The 21697-nt window shown below is 68.7% G+C and carries 20 protein-coding genes; 6 read left to right on the top strand and 14 right to left on the bottom strand.

Annotated elements, in window-relative coordinates:
* Positions 1-2: 2 nt before the first annotated feature.
* Genes ACODT0_RS04795 through ACODT0_RS04785 form a run of 3 tightly spaced genes read right to left on the bottom strand, consistent with a single transcriptional unit; the run spans position 3 to position 4327 of the window.
* Entirely contained in the window at positions 3-1589 is a 1587-nt protein-coding gene (locus ACODT0_RS04795) for an ABC transporter substrate-binding protein (protein ID WP_093349074.1), read from the bottom strand.
* 60 nt (positions 1590-1649) lie between these two features.
* Positions 1650-3101, bottom strand: a complete 1452-nt coding sequence (locus tag ACODT0_RS04790; RefSeq protein ID WP_489040737.1) for a M81 family metallopeptidase — start codon at positions 3099-3101, stop codon at positions 1650-1652.
* Between the two features lie 59 nt (positions 3102-3160).
* Positions 3161-4327, bottom strand: coding sequence for an NAD(P)/FAD-dependent oxidoreductase (locus tag ACODT0_RS04785; RefSeq protein WP_489040736.1), 1167 nt, complete (start codon positions 4325-4327; stop codon positions 3161-3163).
* A 247-nt stretch (positions 4328-4574) separates the two neighbouring features.
* Between ACODT0_RS04785 and ACODT0_RS04780 the strand changes: the two genes are divergently transcribed.
* The 5 genes from ACODT0_RS04780 (at position 4575) to ACODT0_RS04760 (ending at position 9865) form a co-directional block, all read left to right on the top strand.
* Positions 4575-5285, top strand: coding sequence for a helix-turn-helix domain-containing protein (locus ACODT0_RS04780; RefSeq protein WP_057589520.1), 711 nt, complete (start codon positions 4575-4577; stop codon positions 5283-5285).
* A 19-nt stretch (positions 5286-5304) separates the two neighbouring features.
* Complete coding sequence (locus ACODT0_RS04775; protein WP_489040735.1) at positions 5305-5616, top strand: hypothetical protein; 312 nt, start codon at positions 5305-5307, stop codon at positions 5614-5616.
* A 156-nt stretch (positions 5617-5772) separates the two neighbouring features.
* The gene (locus ACODT0_RS04770) at positions 5773-7092 is read left to right on the top strand and encodes a c-type cytochrome (RefSeq protein WP_489040734.1); all 1320 of its coding nucleotides are present in this window, start codon (positions 5773-5775) and stop codon (positions 7090-7092) included.
* Positions 7089-7574: a (2Fe-2S)-binding protein gene (locus ACODT0_RS04765; protein WP_413764166.1), complete on the top strand. Its 486-nt coding sequence runs from the start codon at positions 7089-7091 to the stop codon at positions 7572-7574. Before ACODT0_RS04770 ends, ACODT0_RS04765 begins: the two co-directional genes overlap by 4 nt.
* Positions 7571-9865, top strand: coding sequence for a xanthine dehydrogenase family protein molybdopterin-binding subunit (locus ACODT0_RS04760; RefSeq protein ID WP_489040733.1), 2295 nt, complete (start codon positions 7571-7573; stop codon positions 9863-9865). Before ACODT0_RS04765 ends, ACODT0_RS04760 begins: the two co-directional genes overlap by 4 nt.
* 169 nt (positions 9866-10034) lie before the next feature.
* On the opposite strand, the gene ACODT0_RS04755 is transcribed toward ACODT0_RS04760, so the two are convergent.
* The 3 genes from ACODT0_RS04755 to ACODT0_RS04745 form a co-directional block, all read right to left on the bottom strand.
* Complete coding sequence (locus tag ACODT0_RS04755) at positions 10035-10517, bottom strand: GNAT family N-acetyltransferase (protein WP_057589528.1); 483 nt, start codon at positions 10515-10517, stop codon at positions 10035-10037.
* Positions 10518-10633: 116 nt separating this feature from the next.
* Complete coding sequence (locus tag ACODT0_RS04750) at positions 10634-11392, bottom strand: hypothetical protein (RefSeq protein WP_413764163.1); 759 nt, start codon at positions 11390-11392, stop codon at positions 10634-10636.
* A gap of 74 nt (positions 11393-11466) precedes the next feature.
* Positions 11467-11808 (bottom strand): hypothetical protein, encoded by a 342-nt coding sequence (locus ACODT0_RS04745; RefSeq protein WP_489040732.1) that lies wholly within the window; start codon positions 11806-11808, stop codon positions 11467-11469.
* A 226-nt stretch (positions 11809-12034) separates the two neighbouring features.
* Between ACODT0_RS04745 and ACODT0_RS04740 the strand changes: the two genes are divergently transcribed.
* Complete coding sequence (locus ACODT0_RS04740) at positions 12035-13309, top strand: M20/M25/M40 family metallo-hydrolase (protein WP_489040731.1); 1275 nt, start codon at positions 12035-12037, stop codon at positions 13307-13309.
* A gap of 160 nt (positions 13310-13469) precedes the next feature.
* Here the strand turns inward: ACODT0_RS04740 and ACODT0_RS04735 are convergent, their stop codons facing one another.
* The 8 genes from ACODT0_RS04735 to ACODT0_RS04700 form a co-directional block, all read right to left on the bottom strand.
* Positions 13470-13835, bottom strand: coding sequence for a hypothetical protein (locus tag ACODT0_RS04735; RefSeq protein WP_489040730.1), 366 nt, complete (start codon positions 13833-13835; stop codon positions 13470-13472).
* A gap of 113 nt (positions 13836-13948) precedes the next feature.
* The gene (locus tag ACODT0_RS04730) at positions 13949-16240 is read right to left on the bottom strand and encodes a DUF3300 domain-containing protein (RefSeq protein ID WP_489040729.1); all 2292 of its coding nucleotides are present in this window, start codon (positions 16238-16240) and stop codon (positions 13949-13951) included.
* A gap of 210 nt (positions 16241-16450) precedes the next feature.
* The gene (locus ACODT0_RS04725) at positions 16451-17092 is read right to left on the bottom strand and encodes a DUF3299 domain-containing protein (RefSeq protein ID WP_489040728.1); all 642 of its coding nucleotides are present in this window, start codon (positions 17090-17092) and stop codon (positions 16451-16453) included.
* 4 nt (positions 17093-17096) lie between these two features.
* A complete protein-coding gene (locus tag ACODT0_RS04720; RefSeq protein ID WP_489040727.1) occupies positions 17097-18359 on the bottom strand; it encodes an ABC transporter permease in 1263 nt (420 codons plus the stop codon).
* Positions 18356-19102 carry an ABC transporter ATP-binding protein gene (locus ACODT0_RS04715; RefSeq protein ID WP_489040726.1) on the bottom strand — a complete coding sequence of 249 codons (747 nt, stop codon included), beginning with the start codon at positions 19100-19102 and terminating at the stop codon, positions 18356-18358. The genes ACODT0_RS04720 and ACODT0_RS04715 overlap by 4 nt, the downstream gene beginning before the upstream one ends.
* A 4-nt stretch (positions 19103-19106) precedes the next feature.
* Entirely contained in the window at positions 19107-19691 is a 585-nt protein-coding gene (locus ACODT0_RS04710; RefSeq protein ID WP_296730294.1) for a DUF2796 domain-containing protein, read from the bottom strand.
* Entirely contained in the window at positions 19688-20599 is a 912-nt protein-coding gene (locus tag ACODT0_RS04705) for a sulfurtransferase (RefSeq protein ID WP_489040725.1), read from the bottom strand. Before ACODT0_RS04705 ends, ACODT0_RS04710 begins: the two co-directional genes overlap by 4 nt.
* 70 nt (positions 20600-20669) lie before the next feature.
* On the bottom strand, positions 20670-21593 hold the full coding sequence (locus tag ACODT0_RS04700) for a DMT family transporter (RefSeq protein WP_057589541.1): 924 nt from the start codon (positions 21591-21593) through the stop codon (positions 20670-20672).
* Positions 21594-21697 lie beyond the last annotated feature (104 nt).

Genomic DNA, 21697 nt, shown 5'->3' with positions numbered 1-21697 from the left:
GCCTACTTGTCGAGCATCCAGACCGTCGGCATGCCGGCCCAGAGCTTGTCCACGCCCTTGAGGCTGGAGCGCGCGGCGAACGCGGCCGAGTACTGGCCCGCGTTGATGTAGGGCACGGCCTCATAGGCGCGCGACTGGAAGGCGTCGAGCAGTTCCTTGCGCTTGGCCGGCACCGTCTCCTTGAGCCAGGCCGTGCGCAGCTCGTCGAGCTTCTTGTCGCAGGGCCAGCCCGGCAGGCTGTTGCCGCAGGCCGCGCTCAGGTAGGCGTTGGCGATCGGCGAGTTGGCGTCGAACTCGCCGGCCACCGTCACGTACATGTTCCAGCCGCCGGCCTCGGGCGCATCGCGCTTGGCGCGGCGCGCGCCGATCGAGGCCCAGTCCATGGTCTGCGCGTCGACGTTCAGGCCGATGCTGCGCATGGTCTGCGCGGCCATCAGCGCCTCGGCGTTGAGGTAGGGCACGTCGCTGGGCACTAGCAGCACCACCTTCTCGCCCTTGTAGCCGGCGTCGGCCAGCATCTTCTTGGCCTTGGCCACGTCGGCCTTGCGGAAGGGCTCGGCGCCGGCTGCGGTCTCGTTCGGGCTGCCGCAGATGAAGTAGGTGGCGCAGTAGCTCATGCGCATGTCCAGCGGATAGCCCATGGCCGCGACGAAGCGCTCCTGGCTCACCGCCTGCAGCAGCGCCTGGCGCACCTTCGGGTCGTTGAAGGGCGCGTGCAGCTGGTTCATCACCAGGAAGGCCTGGTAGGCGCCGCCCGAGCCGATCTTGACGTTGCTGTCGGTGCGCAGCGGCGCGATGTAGTCGGGCGGCAGCTGCTCGACCAGGTCGACCTCGCCGCGCTTGAGCGCCGCCACCGCGCTGTTGGCGTCGGGCAGGTAGAGCCACTCCACGCGGTCGAAGCTGGTCTTCTTGCTGCCCGAGAGGCCGCTCGGCGGCTCGCTGCGCGCCACGTAGTTGGTGTTGCGCACGAACACCGCCTTGTTGCCCGGCACCCATTCGTCGCGCTTGAAGACGAACGGGCCCGAGCCCACGACCTCGGTCAGCGGCGCCGTGGCCGGCATCTTCGCGATGCGCTCGGGCAGGATCACCGGCGGAAAGCCCGAGGGCTTGGCCAGGCCGTCGAGCACCATGCCGAAGGGCTCGGTCAGCGTGAGCGTGAAGCTGTGGGCGTCGACCGCCTTCCATTCCGCGCCGCTGGCCACCATCGCGCGGCCCAGGCTGTCGCGCGCGGCCCAGCGCTGCAGCGAGGCGATGGCGTCGGCCGAAGTCACGGCGCTGCCGTCCGAGAACTTCAGGCCCGGGCGCAGCGTGAAGCTCCACTGCTTGCCGTCCTTCGAGGTGCTGTACTTCTCGACCATCTGCGGCTGCGGCTTGCCGTTCGCGTCCTGCGCGAACAGCGTGTCGTAGACCATGTAGCCGAAGTTGCGCGAGATGTAGGCCGTGGTGAAGGTCGGGTCGAGGATCTTCAGGTCGGCATGCGCGACCACGCGCAGCGTCTTGGGCTGCTGCTGGGCCGGCGCGTGCAGGCTCGCCGTGGCGAGGGCGAGTCCGCCGAGACAGGCGGCGAGAAGGCGGCGTGGTGAAGTCATCGCGGAACTCCGTGGCTGAGGAAAAGGGAAGGGAACGAGGGAGAAAGAAAAAATGAAGCGTCAGGCCGTGGCACCGATCGGCCACTTGGGCAGCCGCGCCTTGCGGTAGGGCAGGGTGCTCAGGTCGAGCGTGACCGCGCCCGGCGCACCCGCGTAGATCACGTGCCTGGCGACCTTCGAGTACGAGGCATAGAAGTGCTGCGAGGACTTCACCACCACGATCTTCCTGGCGGCGAGATCGCAGCCCAGTTGCGTGAAGAGGTCGGTGCCCATCGCCTGGTTGCGCAGCGTGATCAGCACGATCTCGATGCCGTTGGCTTCCACCAGCGCGCTGTCGCCCATCAGCACGGGCGTGCCCGCCAGGCCGGTCATCACCAGGTCGCGCTGCAGCGCCTTCACCGTGCACTCGAGGTCGATCGGGTCGCCCGAGAGCGGGCTGATCTTGCCGCCGATGCGCATCGTGAGCCTGGCGCCCACGCCCGCGTCGAAGGCGATGCGCACCGCGATCGGGTCCCACATCGGGCCCAGCGCCGCATTGGTGATGCCGCGCTCGACCATGCGGCGCAGGATGAAGGTCGAATCGCTGGCCGCGCCGCCGCCGGGGTTGTCGGCGCCATCGGCCAGCACCACCGGGCCGCCGTCGAAGGCCAGCGCCGCGTCGAGCGAGGCGTCGATGCCGGGGTAGGGGACCGTGAGCTCGTCGCGCATCGCGATCACCTCGTCGGCCAGCTGGCGCGCCAGGGCCTGCGCCTTGGCCGCGTCGCCGTCGGTGTAGACCAGCAGCTTGGTGCCCATCTCGGGCACGTCGCCCCACGAGAAACCGTGCGTGAGCGAGACCGAGAGCACGCCGTCCTTGCCCTCGAGCGACTGCATGCGCTCGACGAAGCCGCGCGCCGGCTGGCGCGAGGTGTGGACCGTCACGATCATGTCGCAGTCGACCATCGCGGCCACCGGCTTTACCTTGCCCTCGACCTGCGCCGCGCAGATGTCGACCAGTTCCATGCCGCGCTCGAGCACGTCGGTGTGCGGGTACTCCTTGAACGAGATCATCAGGTCGGCGTTGGCCACCATCTCGGGCGTGAGGTGGTTGTGCGGATCGAGCTCGGCGCCGATCACCACCTTCGGGCCCACGATCTCGCGCACCCGCTTCAGCAGGTCGCCTTCGCAGTCGTCGTAGCCGTCGGCCACCATCGCGCCGTGCAGGCCCAGCAGCACCATGTCGACCGGCAGCACCGCGCGCAGGTCGGCCAGCAGCTCGTCGCGCAGCGTTTCGTAGGCGTGGCGCGTGGTCGTGCCGCTGGGCTGCGCGCCGGCCACCATGCCTTCGAACAGCGTCCAGCCGCGCTCCTTGCCGCGGATGCGCGCGGCCCACAGCGGGCCCGAGAACAGCGTCATCGCTTCGGGATGCTTGCCGGCGGGGAAGTAGCCGCGGTCCTTGAACGAGGCCAGGCCCGTGGGCATGGGCGCGAAGGTGTTGGTTTCGGTGGCGAGGGAGGCACTGAAGACACGCATGGGGTTTCTCTTGTTCTCGGGGTGGAGGGAAGAAGGAAGGAAAAGGGGGCGTTGCCGCGTCAGGCCGCGACCTTGCTGCGCAGCCGCTGCGGCCCGAGCATCTCGGCCGTGAGCCCGAAGCCCGCGATGCGCTCGGGCAGCGGCAGCCCGCGTGCCAATGCCGCGCAGGCCTCGCCCATCGCGGCCGAGGTCTGGATGCCGTAGCCGCCCTGCGCCGCGACCCAGAAGAAGCCCGGCGCCTCGGGATCGAAGCCGCCGACCAGGTCGCCGTCGGCCACGAAGGAACGCAGGCCGGCCCAGGTGCGCGTGGGGCGGCGGATCGAGAGCGTGGTCACCTGCTCGATGCGGTCGATCGCGATCGCGATGTCGAGCTCCTCGGGCTGGATGTCCTGCGGCTCCACCGGATCGGCATTGGCCGGCGAACCCAGCAGCATGCCGGCGTCGGGCTTGATGTACCAGTCCTCGTCGGCGCCGAACACCATGGGCCAGCGCGCGGCCGTCGCGGCCTCGCCTTCTGGCGGCGCGAAGATGAAGGCCGAGCGCCGGCGCGGCTCGATGCCGATGGGTGGCACGCCCGCGAGCCGAGCCACCGTGTCGACCCAGGCGCCCGCCGCATTGAGCAGCACCGGTGCCTCGTAGCTGCGGCCGCCGGCCTGCACGCGCCAGATCTCGCCCACGCGCTCGATGGCCGTCACGCCCGCATCGCACACCAGCTGCCCGCCCGCGCGCCGCATGCCGCGCAGGTAGCCCTGGTGGATCGCATGCACGTCCATGTCGGCCGCATCGGGTTCGTAGACCGCGCCGATCACCTGCTCGGGCCGCAGCGCCGACACCATCGCGCATGCTTCGTCGGCACCGAGCCGGCGCGGATCGCCGGGCATGCCCTGCAGCACCTGCCAATGTTCCTCGAGCTGCGCCTCCTGTCCCGGGCCCGCGATCATCATCGCGCCGCGCGGCGTGAGCAGCGGATGCTCGGCGAAGCCCGGCGGCGGGTTCTCGAGAAAGGCGCGGCTGGCCATCGTGAGCGCACGCACCTGCGGCGTGCCGTAGCTCTCCATGAACAGCGCGGCCGAGCGGCCCGTGGAGTGGTAGCCGGGCTGGTTCTCGCGTTCGAGCAGGATCACGCGGGCATGCGGCGCGAGCCAGTGCGCCACCGAGGCGCCGGCGATGCCGCCGCCGATCACGAGGAAGTCGGCGGTGGCGGTGGTGTGTTCGGTCGTTGTCATCGCGGCGGAGTGTAGGAACAAATTTGCGTATCCGCAAATTATCGAAAGCCCTGAGTTCCTTTGACGTCGTCTCGTGCAGAGTGAGGACGCGGCGAGAGGCCCAGGACGTTCGTTGCACCATGGCGGTGAAATTTGCGTACTTGCAATTTGCGCATACGCAAATTCCGGGCCCGGCCGCGGCGGCCCGGCGGTGGAGGGGCAGCGGATGGACTGGCAGAATCCTGCGCATCACAAGAGAGAGCCAAGCGTGAATCCACATACAGGGACCAAGCAGGCGGCGAAGCCGAAGGAGGCCGCGCCCACGCTGGACCGCACCACTTTCGGTTATCGCCTGCGCACCGCGCGCAAGCGTTTCGGCTGGACGCTGGCGCAACTGGCCGAGCGTTCGGGCGTGTCGATCACCACCATCTCGCGCGCCGAGCGCGGCCAGCTCGCGCTGGGCTACGAGAACTTCACCGCCCTGGGCCGCGCGCTCGACATGGACATGAACGCCATGTTCGCGGGCGCCGGCGTCAAGCCCGCCCAGTTCGACGGCCCCGTGGTCACGCGCGCCGGCAAGGGCGTGGTGTACCGCGGCCTGTCGATCGCCTACGAGTTCCTCGGCACCACCGCCGCCGGCAAGCAGATGAGCCCCATCGTCGGCGTGGTGCACGCGCGGCGCATCCATGGCCCCGAGGACTTCGTGCGCCACTCGGGCGAGGAGTTCGCCTATGTGCTCTCGGGCGAGATCGAGGTGCACTTCGACAACGGCGAGGTGGTGCGGCTGGGGCGGGGGGATTCGCTCTACTTCGACAGCCGACTAGGACATGCGTACATCAGCGTGAGCCGACAGCTCGCGAAGATCGTGGGGATGACGATCGGGGAGAGCGGGCACATGAAGTCGGCGCGGGAGGCGCCGGAGGTGGAAGCCGTGGAGGCGGTGGCGAAGAAGAAGTTAGGGCGCGCCGGCAAGGCTTGATGTTTCACTGAACAAGAGCATGTCCATTTCCGACGACACCTGGCCTTTCAGCGATGCACCGAATGTTGCGTGCTTCACCGTGAGGTCCATCATGAACGAGGCTGCGCCGATCCTGCTCGTGTTCCATGACGAGGACGATGGCGCCTGGCAGATGCTGCCCAGCGCCGGTGCGGATGCGTCAGAGGCAATGATCGTGGGGCTGAAGCGCTTGGTTCAGTTGGACGAAACCCTCGTTGAACTCGCGAACCTGCCGCTGGGTTGGTTTGCTCGGCGCGAAGACAAGAACTCGCCATGGATATCTCGGCCAAGGGCGGAATTTCCTGCTGACTGAAAAAGCGACGCCGGGGCAGCAAGGCCCGACACCGACCCGCATTCGACTCAGGTATCTCATAGCCAGAACTCTCATCTAATTCTCGCCGCGTAGCATCCGCGCCGCCCACGATGAAGCGATGCGCCGTACGCAAACCCGGCCGGGCAGGACGGACGAATGAACACGAGAAACAAGATCGCGACGCTGCTGGTCGTTGCGGCCGCTGCCATTGGCGCGGCCTTTGCCTATGCATGGGAGCCGGCCGTCGCGGCCTTGCCCGCGCCACCGCCGCCCAGTAGCGATCAGGCGCTGCTGGTACGAGGCTCGCACGTGGCCAGCACGGGCGACTGCATGGTGTGCCACACGGCCGCCAACGGCAAACCCTTCGCGGGTGGCCTGCCGCTCAACACGCCCTTCGGCACGATCTACAGCACCAACATCACGCCCGACGCCGAGACCGGCATCGGCACCTGGTCGCTCGAGGCCTTCACCCGCGCCATGCGCGCCGGCGTGTCGCGCGACGGGCACCTGCTGTACCCGGCCTTTCCCTATCCGCACTTCACGCGCATGTCGGACGACGACATCGGCGCGCTCTATGCGTACCTGATGGCGCGCACGCCGGTGCATGCGCCGGCCAAGGCCAACCAGCTCACGTTCCCGCTCGGCTTCCGGCCGCTGGTCGCGGGCTGGAACCTGCTGTTCCTGCAGAAGGGCTCGCTGCCCGCGCCCGCCACGGCGCAGTCCGACGAATGGCTGAGCGGCCGCTACCTCGTGGAAGGCGCGGCGCACTGCGCGGCCTGTCACACGCCGATGAACCTGCTCGGCGCCGAGAAGGGCAGCCAGCCCTTCGCGGGCAACCTCATCGACGGCTGGGAAGCGCCGCCGCTGAATGCGCTGGCCGGCGCGCCCAGGCCGTGGACGAAGGAGCAGCTCGTGTCCTACCTGCGCACCGGCCTGGCGAGCGAACACGGCGCGGCCGCGGGGCCGATGCTGCCGGTGACGCAGCACCTGGCCGACGTGCCCGAGTCGGACGTGCGCGCGATCGCGACCTACATCATGAGCATGCAGTCCGCGGCCCCTGTCGCCGCACAGGCCGAGCCGGCCAAGACGACGGCATCCGCCTCGATCGCCGCTGCGGCAGTGCCCACGGGCCAGCGCGTCGATGCCGGTGCCGCGCTGTTCAACGGCTCGTGCGCCGGCTGCCACGGCGGCGCGGCGCCCATGCGCACCATCGGCGACCGGCCCGCGCTCGGCCTGAGCACGGCGGTCAATGCCGACAGCGCGCGCAACGCCATCCAGCTGGTGCTGGGCGGCAACCCGTGGGGCGGTTCGGCCTCGGCGCACTACATGCCGCCGTTCGCCGATGTGCTGAGCGACGAGCAGATCGCCGAGGTGCTGCGCTATGTGCGGTCCAGCGCCACGCAGCGTCCGGCCTGGCCCGATCTGCAGAACGAGGTTGCGAAGGTTCGCAAGGAGAAGGAGGCACTGCCGAAATGATCACGCTCACCGTCAACGGCGTCGACCACGCGCTCGACATCGATCCTTCCATGCCGCTGCTGTATGCGCTGCGCAACCACCTGAAGCTCAACGGCGCCAAATACGGCTGCGGCCTCGGCCAGTGCGGCGCCTGCACCGTGATCGTCGACAAGCGCCCCGTGTTCTCGTGCCTGATGCCGGTGTCGGCGGTGGGCAAGCGCGCGGTGCGCACCATCGAGGGCCTGGGCAGTGCCGACAAGCCGGCGCCGATCCAGCAGGCCTTCATCGAGCAGCAGTCGGCCCAGTGCGGCTATTGCATCGCCGGCATGGTGATGCGCGCGCAGGCGCTGCTCGACGAGCGCCCGGGCGCCGACGAGGAAGAGATCCGCCAGCACATGCAGCCCAACCTCTGCCGCTGCGGCACCCACATGCGCATCGTGGCCGCGATCGTCGAGGCCTCGAAGACGCTGGCCGGCAGCGCGCGGCAAGGAGCATCGCGATGAGCCGCCCCGCACGGCGGCATGACGCCGCGCTGCGCAACCCGAGCCGGCGCCGCTTCCTGGCCGCGGGCTCGCTCACCGTGAGCTTCTCGCTCTGGCCCGGCGCCGCCGCGCTGGCCCAGCAGGGCAAGCAGGCCACGGAGGCGGGCGCGCCCAGCGCGCTCGATGCCGGCACCGCCAAGCTGCCGGGCGACCTCACCGGCACGCCCATGCTCGACGCCTGGATCCGCGTCGACGAGCAGGGCCGCATCACCGTGTGGACCGGCAAGGCCGAGCTCGGCACCGGCATCCGCACCGCCTTCACGCAGATCGCCGCCGAGGAACTGGGCGTGGCCTTCGAGGCGGTGCACCTGGTGACGGCCGACACCGCCGTCACGCCCAACGAGGGCTACACGGCCGGCAGCCATTCCACGGCCGACAGCGGCACCGCCATCCTCAACGCGGCGGCGCAGGTGCGCGTGCTGCTGGTGGGCTCGGCCGCCGGCAAGCTCGGCGTCGCGGCCGATACCCTCAAGCTGCGCGACGGCGTCATCTCCGCCCCCGACGGCCGCACCCTGAGCTACGGCCAGGCCGTGAGCGGGCTCGACCTGCACCGGCGCGCCGAGCCGCGTTCCGAACTGGTCGATCCGAAGCAGCACCGCGTCATCGGCCAGTCGCGCCGGCGGCTCGACATCCCGGGCAAGGTCACCGGCGGCGCGAGCTATGTGCAGGACATGCGCCTGCCGGGCATGGTGCATGCGCGCATGGTGCGGCCGCCTTCGTACGGCGCCGTGCTCACCGGCGTCGACAGCGCGGCCGTCGAGAAGATGCCGGGCGTCGTCAAGGTGGTGCGCGACGGCAGCTTCCTGGCCGTGGTGGCGCAGGACGAGTGGCAGGCCATCCAGGCCATGCGCGCGCTCACCGAGGCCGCGCGCTGGCAGGAGAGCGCCTCGCTGCCCACGCCGGCCACCATTTACGACACGCTGATGAAGCTGCCGCGGCAGGAGATCCACGTCGGCGACCGCCATGGCGAGACCGTGCCCGCGGCCAGGACCCTGCATGCGCGCTTCACCAAGCCCTACCTCGCGCATGCGTCGATCGGCCCCTCGTGCGCGGTCGCGCAGTTCGACGCGCAGGGCAAGCTCACCGTGTGGACCCACTCGCAGGGCGTGTTCCCGATGCGCGGCGCGCTGTCGGAACTGCTCTCGATGAAGCCCGAGGACATCCGCTGCGTGCACGTCGAAGGCTCGGGCTGCTACGGCCACAACGCCGCCGACGATGCAGGCGCCGAGGCCGCGCTCATCGCGCGCGCCGTGCCGGGTCGGCCGGTGCGGCTGCAATGGATGCGCGAGCACGAGTTCACCTGGGAGCCCTTCGGCCCCGCGATGGTCACCGACGTGAAGGCCTCGCTCGACGCCAGCGGCCGCGTGGTCGACTGGCACTACGAGATCTGGAGCAACTCGCACAACCAGCGCCTGGACAACGCCGGGCGCTTCATCTCCGCGCAGTACCTCGCGAAGCCGTTCACGCCGGCGCCGCCCAAGCCCATTCCCATGCCCGAGGGCGGTGGCGACCGCAACAGCCTGCCGCTGTACAACTTCGCCAACTACAACGTCGAGCACCACTTCCTGCCCGACATGCCGGTGCGTGTGTCGGCCATGCGCGGCCTCGGCGCGTACATGAACGTCTTCACCATCGAGAGCTTCATGGACGAGCTGGCCGCCGCCGCGGGCGCCGATCCCGTGGAGTTCCGGCTGCGCCACCTCGACGACCCGCGCGGGCGCGACGTGGTGCAGCTCGCGGCGAAGAAGTTCGGCTGGGACCCCCAGCGCAAGCGCGTGCCGAACCGCGGCGTGGGCTTCTCCTTCGCCCAGTACAAGAACCTGATGAGCTATCTGGCGCTGGCGGTCGAGGTGTCGATCGTGCCGGAGACCGGCGAGATCCGCATCGAGCGCGCCATCGCGGCCATCGACTGCGGCCAGGTCGTCAACCCCGACGGCGTGCGCAACCAGGTGGAGGGCGGCATCCTGCAGTCGGCCAGCTGGACCCTGTACGAGCAGGTGCAGTACGACGCCCAGCGCATCCGCAGCTACGACTGGAGCCGCTATCCGATCATGCGGTTCTCGGACGTGCCGCGGAAGGTGGAAGTGCACATCATCGATCGGCCTGGGGCGCCGTTTCTGGGGACCGGCGAGGCATCGCAGGGGCCGGCGCCTGCGGCGTTGGGGAATGCGATTGCGGATGCTACGGGGCGGAGGTTGCGGGGGTTGCCGTTGGCGGCGGGGCGGAGGCTCAAGGAATACAACCAGAGCTGAGGCCGTGGAAGTTGGCGGCGGGCGCCGCGCGCCGGCAGAGGTCGATCCGTAGGTTGATGACGAGCGCAGCCAAGCGATAGTGGCTCGTGAGGCTGGACGGAGGATGCAAGCGGCCGATATGGCGGCAATCCCAAGGGGCGCGGAGATATTCGCTTCTTGTCGAAAGCAGTCATCCGGAAAGAGTGATCTTCGGATCGGTTTCGCCCGAACGTCGTTTCTCCAGCCGAACGTCACCATCCCCCAGGTCTTGCTCGCGTCCCCAGCCGAGATGTCGATAGACGCAGGCAGCACGGCTGCTTCTTGCCGTCTCGAGCCAAACGACAGGATGCAGGTCGAACAAGGCAGCTTCGCAGGCCTGGATGAGGCGCTTTCCGATGCCTTGGCCCTCGAACTCCGGCAACACGAACACGGCGAACAGGCAGGCCGTTTCGAGATCCACCATGGCGAAGCCGACGACGTCCCCCTGAATTTCGCCGACCCAGGCGCAAGGCGCGCTTTCGACGGCCAGGGCGATGGCTGCCGGTGTCACGCCAATCCCGGCGAGTTCCTCGATGGTCATCGCGTTCTCTCGCACCGTCGTTCTGACGTTGAACATGGCGTCTACATCGGCGATGGTCGCCGGACGGATGAGCGGATGGGTCGAGGTGGTCATGCCGCGAGCTCTCGCGCGATCCTTGGCTTGCCGAAGGCGGCAGGCCCGTCGATGAGAACGAGCTTCATGACGCCGGGTGCGTTGTCGGCTGCACGGGATGCAGGGACCCAGGCCACTCACTTCCCACGACGCGGCTCCATCCCCAGCGACGGCCCCTGCCGAATGGGATTGCGAACCAGCTGCGCCAGATCCAGGCTCGGGTAGCGTTGATTCACGACTTCCTCCAGGCTCGGGTAGCGCGGATCCACGGCTCCCGTGGCGCCGCTTCTCTCATACATCCCATCGGCATACATGGGTGGCACTGATTTGGACCCGATGCCACAGGCCTGATGGAAGTGCCCGATATAGACAGGCTTGCCAGCCTCCGCCACGAAGACTCTGTTTTCCGGCAGGCCGTCCGCAGGAACGACTTCCGGGTAGCCATCGCTCCAGCCGCTCGCCGGTGCGCGGCGAGCGGTCATGCCGGCTTCGATGGTGTGGCTCTGCAGGGTATAGCGGCCGCTGGGAATGACGTAGGCGACCGGCAAATGCGCATATGCAGTCTGCTTGGGTATCGTAGGTTGGGCTGCTGCCTTGGCGGCCCATTCGGCATCGGTTCTGGGAATGCGGATGCGCAGCGTTTTCCCGTGATCGTCGAGGAAGGTGAGTTCCTGAATGCGCGAGCCCTTGGGTGGCAGGCTGTCGGGGTTGCACATGGGCTCGATGTACGTCGTCACGGAGGCGATGACGACGGCATTGCGCCCGGTGAACCGCTGCGCGAGTTCTTCGCGTTCCGTGCCCGGGGTGAGGTAGGTGCCGACCGTGTCGGCATCGTTGGCGGCATGTGCGAGGGGCAGTGCCAGTGCAAGAAGAAGATTCAAGGCGAGTGCGCGCATGGGTCTGGTGAGTCCGCGAGGATTCGTGCAGTCGATCGGCCGAGTATTGCCGATGCCGTTCGACGCACCTCGCGCTACTCCCTCATCGCCTCGCACTGCGCCTCGATCCGCGCATGAAGCAAGCCCAGCGACACCGCAACGAAGCGCTGCAGCGAACCGCGCTGGCACGCGTCGAGCACAGGGGCGGGGTCGGTCTCGGATGACACGGTATCGGGCCGTTCTTCATCCCACTGCAGCAGTTGAACCAGCAACAGCGCGCCTTGCACCACATCGCGCGCATCGTTCAAGAAGGCGGCTTGATGCTGTCGGCTGGGATCGAGTCCCCGAGGAGGAACCCATTCGAAGGGTTTGAACTGAGAGACGGGGCGTGCCCCCGAATCACCGGCGTCGGTGCCTGCATTGAAGTCTTTGGCCATGTGGGCCTCCAAAGTGAATCGCAGGATGTCTTCGGGCCGCCAAACCCGTCCTCGTTCACACGAGGCGAGGGCACTTTAGGTGGCCGTGGCGAGGGCCGTCAAGTTTCGTGTCCGGCGGCGCAACATTGCTTGAGCCGACCGGCGACCCTGTCGCCCATTTGCTCCGCATCCCGCCCCGCCTCGCTATCCTTCCGCTCGCCATTCACTTCAAGAAAAGGGGACCCTCATGACTCAACCTTCCTCACCCATCTTCTCGCTGCGCTCCATCGCCTTGGCCTGCACATTCGCCCTCGGCGCCGCGACCGCCGCCCATGCCGCCCCCGACGCCAAGCTGCTCGCCGCAGCCGAGAAGGCGCAGCCCGCCGTCATCGAGAACCTCAAGGAGATGGTGCTGATCGAGTCGGGCAGCCTCAATGTCGACGGGCTGATGAAGATGGCCGACGTGGTGGAAGGCCGGCTGAAGGCGGCCGGCTTCAAGGTCGAGCGGCGCAAGGCGACGGCCGGGGCGGGGGCCGACATCGTGATCGGCACGATGAAGGGCAACGGCAAGCGCAAGATCATGCTGCAGGGCCACATGGACACGGTCTACCAGCCCGGCATCCTGAACTCGCAGCCCTACAAGGTCGACGGCAACCGCATCTACGGGCCCGGCATCGCGGACGACAAGGGCGGGCTGGCGGTGATGATGGCCTCGCTCAAGATCCTGGCCGACGCGGGCTGGCGCGACTACGACACGCTCACGGTGCTGATGAATCCCGACGAGGAAGTGGGCTCGGTCGGTTCGGGCGAGCTGATCGCGACCACTGCCGACCTGCACGACACGGTGCTGTCGTTCGAGCCGACGGCGGCGAAGTCGGTGGTGAAGGGCGAATCGCTGCTGCTCGGCGCGGCCGGCATCGCGCAGGCCACGCTCGAGGTGAAGGGCCGCGCCTCGCACGCGGGCGCGGCCCCCGAGCTGGGCCGCAATGCGCTGTACGAACTCTCGTACCAGATGCTGCAGACCAAGGACCTCGCGAAGGACATCCCGGGCGTGACACTCAACTGGACGGTGGCGCGCGCGGTGGGCCCGATCAACCAGATCACCGAGAAGGCGCAGGCGCTCGGCGACGTGCGCATCACCGAGCCGGGCGCGGAGAAGAAGCTCGACGCGGCGCTGCAGGCCAAGATCGCGAGCGGCAAGCTGATTGCCGACACCGAGACGACGGTGAAGGTGGAGGTGGGCCGTCCGGCCTTCGTGGCGGGCGAGAAGGGCCGCGCGCTGGCCGAGAAGGCACAGGCGATCTACAAGGAGATCGACCGCGACCTCGCGCTCACGCCGATGACCGGCGGCGGCACCGACGCGGGCTACGCGGGGCGCTCGGGCAAGGCGACGGTGGTCGAGAGCTTCGGCCTCGCGGGCTTCGGCTACCACGCGCGCGACGAGTACATCGAGGTCGATTCGATCGTGCCGCGGCTGTACCTGGTGACGCGGTTGCTGACGGAGATCGGCAAGGGCAACTGAGCGGGCGCGGCGCGGCGCACTGGTCGCGCCAAAAGCTGAAGGCGCATGCGAAGGGTTCTCTTCGCATGCGCTTTTTTCGTTGTGCTGAAGGTCGCGCCTGGTCGGGGGTATGCGGCCGATGGGTCCACATCGAGGTGGCGGCCCGGCAGTGGCTGTCAAGTCACTCGGGGCAAGACGAATCGGTCATGTGCTGCAGGGTGTCGGCGGCTGGCACCCAGGCTCTGAGCACGTCTTCGAAAGCCTTCGGGTCATGCGTCGTCTTGCGGTCGTCTTGGATGATGTATCGGTCGTAGTTCCACTCATCGTATTGCCAGCCGTCTCGGAGGACGAAACGGCGGAACTCGAAGTCCCAGTATTCCCACATCGACCATGTCGAGTTCAGGTAGCGCCGCTCCTCACGCGGCACGCCCGGTTTCGGGATGGGCCGGATACGAACGAAGCATGTTTCGCCGGTATCCCTTGTCGGCAGCCGCGCGGCAACTTGGTCACCGGCATTGAGGAAGTTGGCGATGCGCGTCGACAGCATTGCGAAGCCCAGGTTGGGCTCGCTATTCTGGCCGACGTTGCCAACGATGCGGTGGCGGCTTTTCGCTGTGATGCCTAACGCTCACTCGCCCACAGCTTCGTCCGACCGGGTCCTTACTGCTGTCGCTGGTCGCCCGGCGGGCGGTTGCGGTGCGCGGCGGCCTGGGCTTGAGCCTGGGCCTGCGCTTGAGCTTGTGCCTGCCGTTGCTGCATCTGCTGGGCCTGTTGCTGCTGGCGCTGCGCGGCCTGCTGCTGAGCCTGCTGCTGTTGGCGCTGCATCGCCTGCTGCTGGGCTTGTTGTGCCTGTTGCTGCTGGCGTTGCATGGCTTGCTGCTGCGCCTGTTGAGCCTGCTGCTGTTGCCGCTGCATGGCCTGCTGCTGCGCTTGTTGCTGGGCCTGTTGCGCCTGCTGCTGTTGGCGACGGATCTGCTCCTGTTGCTGCTGGGCCTGCTGTTGCTGGCGTTGCGCGGCCTGTTGTTGCTGCTGCTGTTGTTGCTGCATCTGCTGGCGCCGCGCCTGGTCTTGCTGCTGGGCCTGCTGCGCCTGCTGGGCGGCCTGTTGCTGTTGCTGCTGCCGTGCCTGGTTCTGCGCTGCCTGCTGCTGTTGCATCTGCTGGCGCCGCGTCTGCTCCTGCTGCGCTTGCTGCTGTTGACGGGCCTGGTTCTGCTGGGCTTGCTGTTGCTGCTCCTGCTGGCGACGGACCTGTTCCTGCTGGGCCTGCTGTTGTTGCTGCTGCCTGCGGCCCTGGTCTTGCTGAGCCTGCTGTTGCTGGCGTCGCGCCTGTTCCTGCGCCTGTTGTTGTTGCTGCTGTTGCTGGCGTCGCGCCTGTTCCTGCGCCTGTTGTTGTTGCTGCTGTTGTTGGCGGCGCGCCTGTTCCTGTTGCGCCTGCTGCTGGCCGGCCTGGTTCTGGGCCAATTGCTGCTGGCGACGAGCCTGCTCTTGCTGCGCTTGCTGCTGCTGCGCCTGCTGGCGCGCGGCCTGGGCCTGCTGGGCTTGCTGCTCGCGCGTCTGCTGTTGCGTCATCAGCTGCTGGCGTCGCGCCTGGTCCTGCTGTGCCTGCTGTTGCGCCTGTTGTTGATGCGCCTGCTGCTGCATCTGCTGTTGGCGCGCCAGGGCCTGCTGCTGGGCTTGTTGCTGCGCTTGCTGCTGGCTCTGCAACTGCTGCGCGTGTTGCTGCTGTTGTTGCTGCATCTGCAGCTGGCGCGCCTGTTGCTGCTGCGCGAGCAGCGCGGCGGCCTGCTGTTGCTGGGCCTGCTGCTGCTGCATCGCGAAGTTGGGCGACTGCCCCGGATGCGCGGCCTGCCAGGCTGCCACGCCCGCATCGCCGCGCGGGCGGTCACGGTCGCGGCCACCGCCGTTGTTGTTGTAGACGTTGTTGACGACGGTGGTCGAGCGCGAGACGTAGGTGTTGTTGTTGTAGACCACGGCCGGGCGATAGGCCGGCGGCGGGGGCGCGGCGCGCGGATAGTCGCGGTCGCGCGGACGGCCCCAGTTCACGTTCCAGGAGTTCCAGCCCCAGCCATGGCGCTCGAGTGCCGAGGCCACGACCACGCCGGCACCGAAGGCCAGCACGCCGGCCGTGGCGACCTGGGCGCCGCTGTAGCCGCGGTCGACGTAGACGGGCTGCGGTGGCGGTGCATAGGCATAGCCGGGGTAGACCGGCACGGGATCGCCGTAGATCTCCTGCGGGTTGTAGCTCGGCACGTAGACCACATCAGGCTGCGCCTGCTGGATGGTGATGAGCTGCTGCGGCGGCTCGACGATGAGCGGGCCCGCATAGGCGCCCTGCGGATCGGGCGCGGGCGTGTAGTTGGCCGGTGCCGCGGCGGTGGCGACCTTGATCTTGTCGTTGTTCTTGAGCCGGCCGGCCTTGGAGGCGCGCTGGCGCATGACCTGGATCGCGTTCATCACGTCGGCCGGGTCGTTGTAGTAGGCCTTGCCCAGTGCCTCGGTCCAGGGCAGGTTGCCGGCCATCTGGTCCATCACGTTGCGGAAGGCGGTCAGCGACTTGACGCTCGGGTCCCAGGGCTGCTGGTTGACGGCATCGGCCAGCGCGCCGGCCTTGAGCGTGGGGTTCTGCTTGAGCCACTCCTGCGCGGCGGTGATCTGCTCGGGATAGGTGGCGCCGGCCAGCACCTGCGCCACGAGCTTGTCGGGGTACAGCGCGATGGGCGCGACCATCTGGTAGAGCTCCTCGGCCGCGGGTGGCACATAGGCCACGGGCATGGGGGCCGCGGGTGCCGGTCCTGCGGCGGCGGGTACCGAAGCCGCTGCCTGTGGCGCGGGTGCCGCGGCGTTCTGCGCGGCGGGCGTCTCGGACTTGTCGCAGCCCGCGAGCACCAATGCTGCGGTGCACAGCGAGAGCGTGAGCGCACGCGCGAGGGGGGTGGGGTTGGAGGGGATCATGTGGGCCTTCCTGGGACGCTGTCGTGGCGCCCGCCCGTAGAGAACGGCTGCCGCAACTGAAGCGATGACGAAGGATGGCCCCAGGATGCAACGGCCTGTGTCGTCTGCCGGGCGCAGGCCGGGTAGGAACAGGCCTGTCAAGAAAGGTGAAGGGCCGGTGAATGCCGGCCCCTCTCGAACAGTCAGCTGGCGGTCAGAGCCGCGCGCAACCTACTTCGATCCGCCGGTGTACTTGGTGACGCTGCTCGCGCTCACGTGGTAGCCGCTCACGCCCATCATCGAATCGTTGCGCAGGGTCTGCAGCTTGCCCGTGACCCACACGGTGTCCATGGCGCGGAACTTGGCGCCCTTCTGCGGCACCACGTGCAGGATCTGGTTGGCCGGCGGCGGCGGGGTGTGGATGCAGGCGCCGAAGTAGGGCACGAGCAGGAACTCGGTGACCTCGCCCTTGGCTTCCTCGAGCGGCACGATGAAGCCGGGGATCTTCACCTCCACGCCGTTCATCGCGGGATTGGTCGGCGCGTTGTTCGACACCTCCTGCATCTTCATCAGCAGCTCGTTGGCGCGCGGGTCGCCGTCGTCGAGGGCGCTGAGGTCCATGCCCTTGAACTCCTTCGACGGGTCCCAGTCCTTGGGCACGAGTTCTTCCCAGGTGATCTGGCGCGGCTGGCCGGCCGGGGCCTTGGCGGTGGCCGCGGTCGCGGCCTTGCCGCCGAGCGGGTTGGTGGCGGTGGTGTCCTTGGGCGCGGGCTCGGCGGCCCAGGCGGCGGCCGCGAGGCTTGCGCCGGCCATCAGCAGGGCGAAGCGCTTCGAGGCCTGGACGGCGGGATGGAGAGTCTTTGCGTGGCGCATGGGATCAGATCCTCGGTGAAAGCCCGTCGGCGAGCGAGAGCCGGTAGGCGCGAATGCCGGGCAGCAGGCTCGCCAGCCAGCCGGCGGCCAGCAGGCTCGCGAGCAGCAGCCATTCGTTCAGTGTAGGTTCGGAAAGCCGCAATGTCAGCCCGAACTGCGACTGCAGCCAGGGCGCGAGGCCGGCGATGCCCAGCACCGCCATCAGCACGCCCACGAGCACGCCGAGCACGGTGACCAGCGCGCCCTCGAGCGCGAGCAGCGCCAGCACGTGGCGCAGGCCCGCGCCCACGGCACGCAGCACGGCGAGTTCGCGCCGCCTCTCGTTGAGGCCGGCCATCACCACCGACACCAGGCCCGCGAGGCTCACGAGCGCGACCAGGCCCGACATCAGCAGCAGCGCGTTCTCGCCCACGCCGATCACGCTCCAGAGCTCGTCGAGCGCCACGCCGGGCAGGATCGCCATCAGCGGCTCGCCGGTGTAGGTGGAGATCCAGCGCTGCACCGAGAACACGGCCGCGCGGTTCTTCAGGCCCACGAGCGCGGCCGTCACGTTCTTGGGCGTGAGGTCGAACTTGCGCACCTGCTCGGCCGGGATCTTCACGCCCGGCATGGGCGCGCCGCCCACCCATTCGAGGTGGATCGCCTCCATGGCCGCGAGGCCGATGTGCACGGTGCGGTCGACCGGCGTGCCGGTGCGCGCGAGCACGCCCACCACGGTGAAGGGCTTGTCGGCATGCTCGGCCAGGTTGAGCTCGCCGCTGCCGTGCGCCAGCGTGATCTTCTGGCCCACGTGGTAGCCGAGCTTGTCGGCCACCTCGGCGCCCACCACGGCGTCGAACAGCTCGCTGAAGGGCTTGCCCTCGCGCAGCGCGAGCGACTGGCGGTCGCCGTAGCGAAAGCGCGTGAAGTACTCGGGCGAGGTCGCGAGCACGGCGAAGCCGCGGTGCGAATCGCCGAGCGACAGCGGCACCACCCAGTCGACGCCGGGGTGCGCCTGCAGGGCCTGCACGCTCTTCCACGCAATGTTGTTGGTGGCCGCGCCGATGCGGAACACGGAGTACAGCAGCAGCTGGGTGGAGCCGGTGCGCGCGCCCACGATCAGGTCGGTGCCCGAGACCGAGGAGGCGAAGTTCTTGCGCAGCTCGGTGCGGATGCGCTCGACGCCCAGCAGCAGGAAGGTCGACAGCGCGATCGAGAACACGGTGAGCGCGAGCGTGAAGCGGCGGTTCCAGGCGCTGCGCCAGGCGATGGAGAAGAGGGCCTTCATTCTTCGGTCGCCATCGTCGCGCTCGAGGCGCGGTTGATCTCGGGCAGCAGCACATGGCGCGCGAAGCGCTGCGCGATGCGCTGGTCATGGCTCACGAACACCAGCGCGCTGTCGTTCTCGGCGCAGGCGGTCAGCAGCACGTCGAGGAAGGCTTCGCGCCGGTCCTCGTCGAGCGCGGAGGTGGGCTCGTCGGCGATCACCACCTCGGGCTGGCCGATGAGCGCGCGCGCCGCGGCCACGCGCTGCTGCTGGCCCACCGAGAGCTGCATGGCCTGGCGCTGCCAGAGCTTGCGGTCCAGGCCCATCTGGTCGAGCAGGTACTCGGCTTCCTCGCGCGCGCCGCGCTGGCGCGAGGCCTGCTCGCGGCGCCGTGCCGAGAAGCGGCAGGGCAGCAGCACGTTGTCGACCACGCTCAGATAGGGCAGCAGGTTGAACTGCTGGAAGATGTAGCCCACGTGCGCCACGCGGCAGCGGTCGCGCGCGGCGCCCGAGAGCTTGGACCAGTCGTGGCCCAGCAGGCACACGCGGCCCTCGTCGGCCACCAGCACGCCGGCCAGCAGCGACAGCAGGGTGCTCTTGCCGCAGCCGCTGGGGCCATGCAAAAACACCGATTCGCCGGCCGTGATGCGGAAGGCCTCGATGTCGATGCAGGGCGTGGCGCTGCCGGGCCAGGAGAAGCGCAGCGATTCGGCCGAGAGCACCACGCGCAGCGGCGTGGATTCGGCCTGCGAAGGAAGGCTCACGACCTCACTTGCCCCAGGTCAGGCGGGCCGGCTGCGCGGCTTGCGCGCCGGCGGGGCGCTTGAGCTGGCGCTTGAACTGGCCTTGCGCGGAAGCGATCTGCGCATCGATCTGGCGCGTGCCCTTGAAGGCGGCGAACAGGCCGATGTCGATGTACTTGGCGGCGGCCGCGTTGGCGCAGTTGAACGAGAAGGTGGCGTCGAGGTCGGCATGGCCCTCGGGCTCGTTCGGATCGGGCTTGCCCAGGCCGAGCGCGGCCGATTGCAGCTCGACCGGGCCGAGCTTGCAGCTCGCGGCGGGGTCGATGGCGAACAGCTTGTCGGCCGCGCGCAGCTGGGCCACGGCATCCTCGACGGTCTTCTTCTCGGCATCGGTCTTGGGCGCGCGCTCGAAGCCCACGATGTTGTCGAGCGGCGACTCCATGGCGATCACGACCGTGGGGCCGTCGATGGCGACGTCGAGCTTGATCTGGCCGTGCACGTGGGCGTGCTGCTGCTGGGCCTGCGCGGCGGCGAACGGGGCCGAGGCGATCAGGGCGATGGCGGCGGAAGCGAGGATGCGTCGAGCGACGCTGGATCGGATCAGGGTCATGGTTGGGCGCCTTGCCGGGTCGGCAGCCCCGGGGTGTTGCTCCATTCGCTCCAGCTGCCGGCATAGAGCGCGGCCGTTCCGAGCCCCGCGATGCGCATCGCGAGCAGGTTGGGAACGGCGCTCACGCCGCTGCCGCACTGGTGGACGACCGTCGCCGGATCGCGGCCTTCGAGCAGCGTTTCGAACTCGGCGTGCAATTGCGCGGCGGGCTTGAACTTGCCGTCGGGACCGAGGTTCTCGGCGAAGGGGCGGTTGAGTGCCCCGGGGATGTGACCGGCGATCGGGTCCAGAGGTTCCACCTCGCCGCGATAGCGTGCACCGGCCCGCGCGTCGATCAGGTTCTGGTCAGGCTGGCCCAGCTGGCGCACCACGGTGTCGGTGGTGACGAGGCGCACCAGCGGCTCGCCCATGACGAAGTTCGACTGGAAGCGCGCGGGCTCCTCGCGGTCGGTGACCTCGCCACCCTCGGCCTGCCAGCCCTGCAGGCCGCCGTCGAGCACGGCCACGGCGTCGTGGCCCATCCACTTGAGCATCCACCACAGGCGACCGCAGTAGTTGGCGCCGTTGCGGTCGTAGACCACGGCCTGCATGTCGTTCGAGAAGCCGATGCCGCTGAGCCAGGCCGCGAAGCGTTCGCGGCTGGGCAGCGGATGGCGCCCGCCCGAGGCGGGCACGCCGTCTTCCTGCGCCACCACCACCTCGCCATGTGCGCCGGGCTTGCCATGCTTGGCACTGAGGTCGGTGTCGAGGTCGGCATGCAGCGCGCCCGGGATGTGCGAGGCCGCGTACTGCTGGGCGCCGGCTTCGGGCTTCATGAGGTCGAAGCTGCAGTCGAACACCATGAGCGGTGTGCCGGCGGCCTGCAGGGCGCGCAACTCGGTGGCGGAAACGAGGGTGGTGAAGGTCATGGCGAAGAACTCCTTGGCGCATGGGCCGCGCGACATGCGCGGCGGACGGTGAAGGGACTGCGAACCGGCCTCAATGTTCCTCGGCCGGCGCTTGCGGAACTGTACGCTGACGCAACACGGTTGCGGCAACGCCGCTCGCGATGATGAGCGCCATGCCGGTCCAGCCGGCGGCGTCGATGCGGTCGTCGAACAGCACCACGCTGTAGAAGGCCGCGAAGATGATGCCCGAGTACTGCAGGTTGGCCACCACCAGGGTGCCGCTCTGGGTCTTGGCGGTGGCGTAGGCGCGGGTCATGCAAAGCTGTCCGAGAGCGGCCAGCAGGCCGATCGGCAGCAGCCACAGGCCGTGGCGCCAGTTCCATTCCGAAAAGCCCGTGAAGGCCGTGGCCAGCGCACCGGCCACGGCCGAGCCGAGCGCGAAATAGAACACCGTGCGCATCTCGGGCTCGCCGATGCGCGAGAGCGCCACCACCTGCATGTAGGCGAAGGCGGCGGTCAGGCCCGACAGCAGGCCCAGCAGGCCGGCGAAGCCCTGGCTCGAATCCACGCTGGGCTTGAGCATCAGCACCACGCCGACGAAGCCGGTGAGCACGGTCAGCACCAGCGGCGCCTGCAGCGGCGGGCGCGAGACGCGGCCGTCGCGGCCCGGCACCGGCATCCAGGCCAGCAGCGCGCCGCCGACCAGGAAGGCGGCGATCCAGACGCTGCTCATGTAGTTGAGGGTGACGGCCGTGGCCAGCGGCATGTGGGCGATGGCATAGAACCACGCGCCCAGCGAGACCACGCCGATCAGGCTGCGCCAGGCATGCATGCCCGGGTACCGGGTGGCGAGCGAGACGCCCCGGCTGCGCGCGAGCAGCCACAGGAAGACGATGCCGATGACGCCGCGCCACAGCACCATCTCGCCGCTGGTGAACCAGGCCGAGGCGATCTTCACGGCCACGCCCATGGTGGCGAACAAAAAGGCGCCGAGCACCATCCAGAGCGCTTGCATCGTCTTGACTTCTTACAAAAGAAAAATAGCTGAAACGCCCGCCAACCGGGCGCATTCAGCTATCAAGAGAATAGCAGGAAACGGGGCCGAAGCAGCGCTTCGGC

Source organism: Variovorax sp. FG153, assembly GCF_057809595.1.
Note: the sequence above shows the minus strand (reverse complement) of the source record. Positions and strands in the feature narration are given on the sequence as shown.

What these genes read in the sequence shown, in the direction of transcription:
- ACODT0_RS04745 (WP_489040732.1), bottom strand. Translation starts at nt 11,808, where the DNA reads ATGGCCAAAGACTTCAATGCAGGCACCGACGCCGGTGATTCGGGGGCA.
- ACODT0_RS04770 (WP_489040734.1), top strand. Translation starts at nt 5,773, where the DNA reads ATGAACACGAGAAACAAGATCGCGACGCTGCTGGTCGTTGCGGCCGCT.
- ACODT0_RS04750 (WP_413764163.1), bottom strand. Translation starts at nt 11,392, where the DNA reads ATGCGCGCACTCGCCTTGAATCTTCTTCTTGCACTGGCACTGCCCCTC.
- ACODT0_RS04790 (WP_489040737.1), bottom strand. Translation starts at nt 3,101, where the DNA reads ATGCGTGTCTTCAGTGCCTCCCTCGCCACCGAAACCAACACCTTCGCG.
- ACODT0_RS04705 (WP_489040725.1), bottom strand. Translation starts at nt 20,599, where the DNA reads ATGACCTTCACCACCCTCGTTTCCGCCACCGAGTTGCGCGCCCTGCAG.
- ACODT0_RS04700 (WP_057589541.1), bottom strand. Translation starts at nt 21,593, where the DNA reads ATGCAAGCGCTCTGGATGGTGCTCGGCGCCTTTTTGTTCGCCACCATG.
- ACODT0_RS04725 (WP_489040728.1), bottom strand. Translation starts at nt 17,092, where the DNA reads ATGCGCCACGCAAAGACTCTCCATCCCGCCGTCCAGGCCTCGAAGCGC.
- ACODT0_RS04795 (WP_093349074.1), bottom strand. Translation starts at nt 1,589, where the DNA reads ATGACTTCACCACGCCGCCTTCTCGCCGCCTGTCTCGGCGGACTCGCC.
- ACODT0_RS04735 (WP_489040730.1), bottom strand. Translation starts at nt 13,835, where the DNA reads ATGCTGTCGACGCGCATCGCCAACTTCCTCAATGCCGGTGACCAAGTT.
- ACODT0_RS04740 (WP_489040731.1), top strand. Translation starts at nt 12,035, where the DNA reads ATGACTCAACCTTCCTCACCCATCTTCTCGCTGCGCTCCATCGCCTTG.
- ACODT0_RS04710 (WP_296730294.1), bottom strand. Translation starts at nt 19,691, where the DNA reads ATGACCCTGATCCGATCCAGCGTCGCTCGACGCATCCTCGCTTCCGCC.
- ACODT0_RS04760 (WP_489040733.1), top strand. Translation starts at nt 7,571, where the DNA reads ATGAGCCGCCCCGCACGGCGGCATGACGCCGCGCTGCGCAACCCGAGC.
- ACODT0_RS04730 (WP_489040729.1), bottom strand. Translation starts at nt 16,240, where the DNA reads ATGATCCCCTCCAACCCCACCCCCCTCGCGCGTGCGCTCACGCTCTCG.
- ACODT0_RS04755 (WP_057589528.1), bottom strand. Translation starts at nt 10,517, where the DNA reads ATGACCACCTCGACCCATCCGCTCATCCGTCCGGCGACCATCGCCGAT.
- ACODT0_RS04775 (WP_489040735.1), top strand. Translation starts at nt 5,305, where the DNA reads ATGTCCATTTCCGACGACACCTGGCCTTTCAGCGATGCACCGAATGTT.
- ACODT0_RS04720 (WP_489040727.1), bottom strand. Translation starts at nt 18,359, where the DNA reads ATGAAGGCCCTCTTCTCCATCGCCTGGCGCAGCGCCTGGAACCGCCGC.
- ACODT0_RS04765 (WP_413764166.1), top strand. Translation starts at nt 7,089, where the DNA reads ATGATCACGCTCACCGTCAACGGCGTCGACCACGCGCTCGACATCGAT.
- ACODT0_RS04785 (WP_489040736.1), bottom strand. Translation starts at nt 4,327, where the DNA reads ATGACAACGACCGAACACACCACCGCCACCGCCGACTTCCTCGTGATC.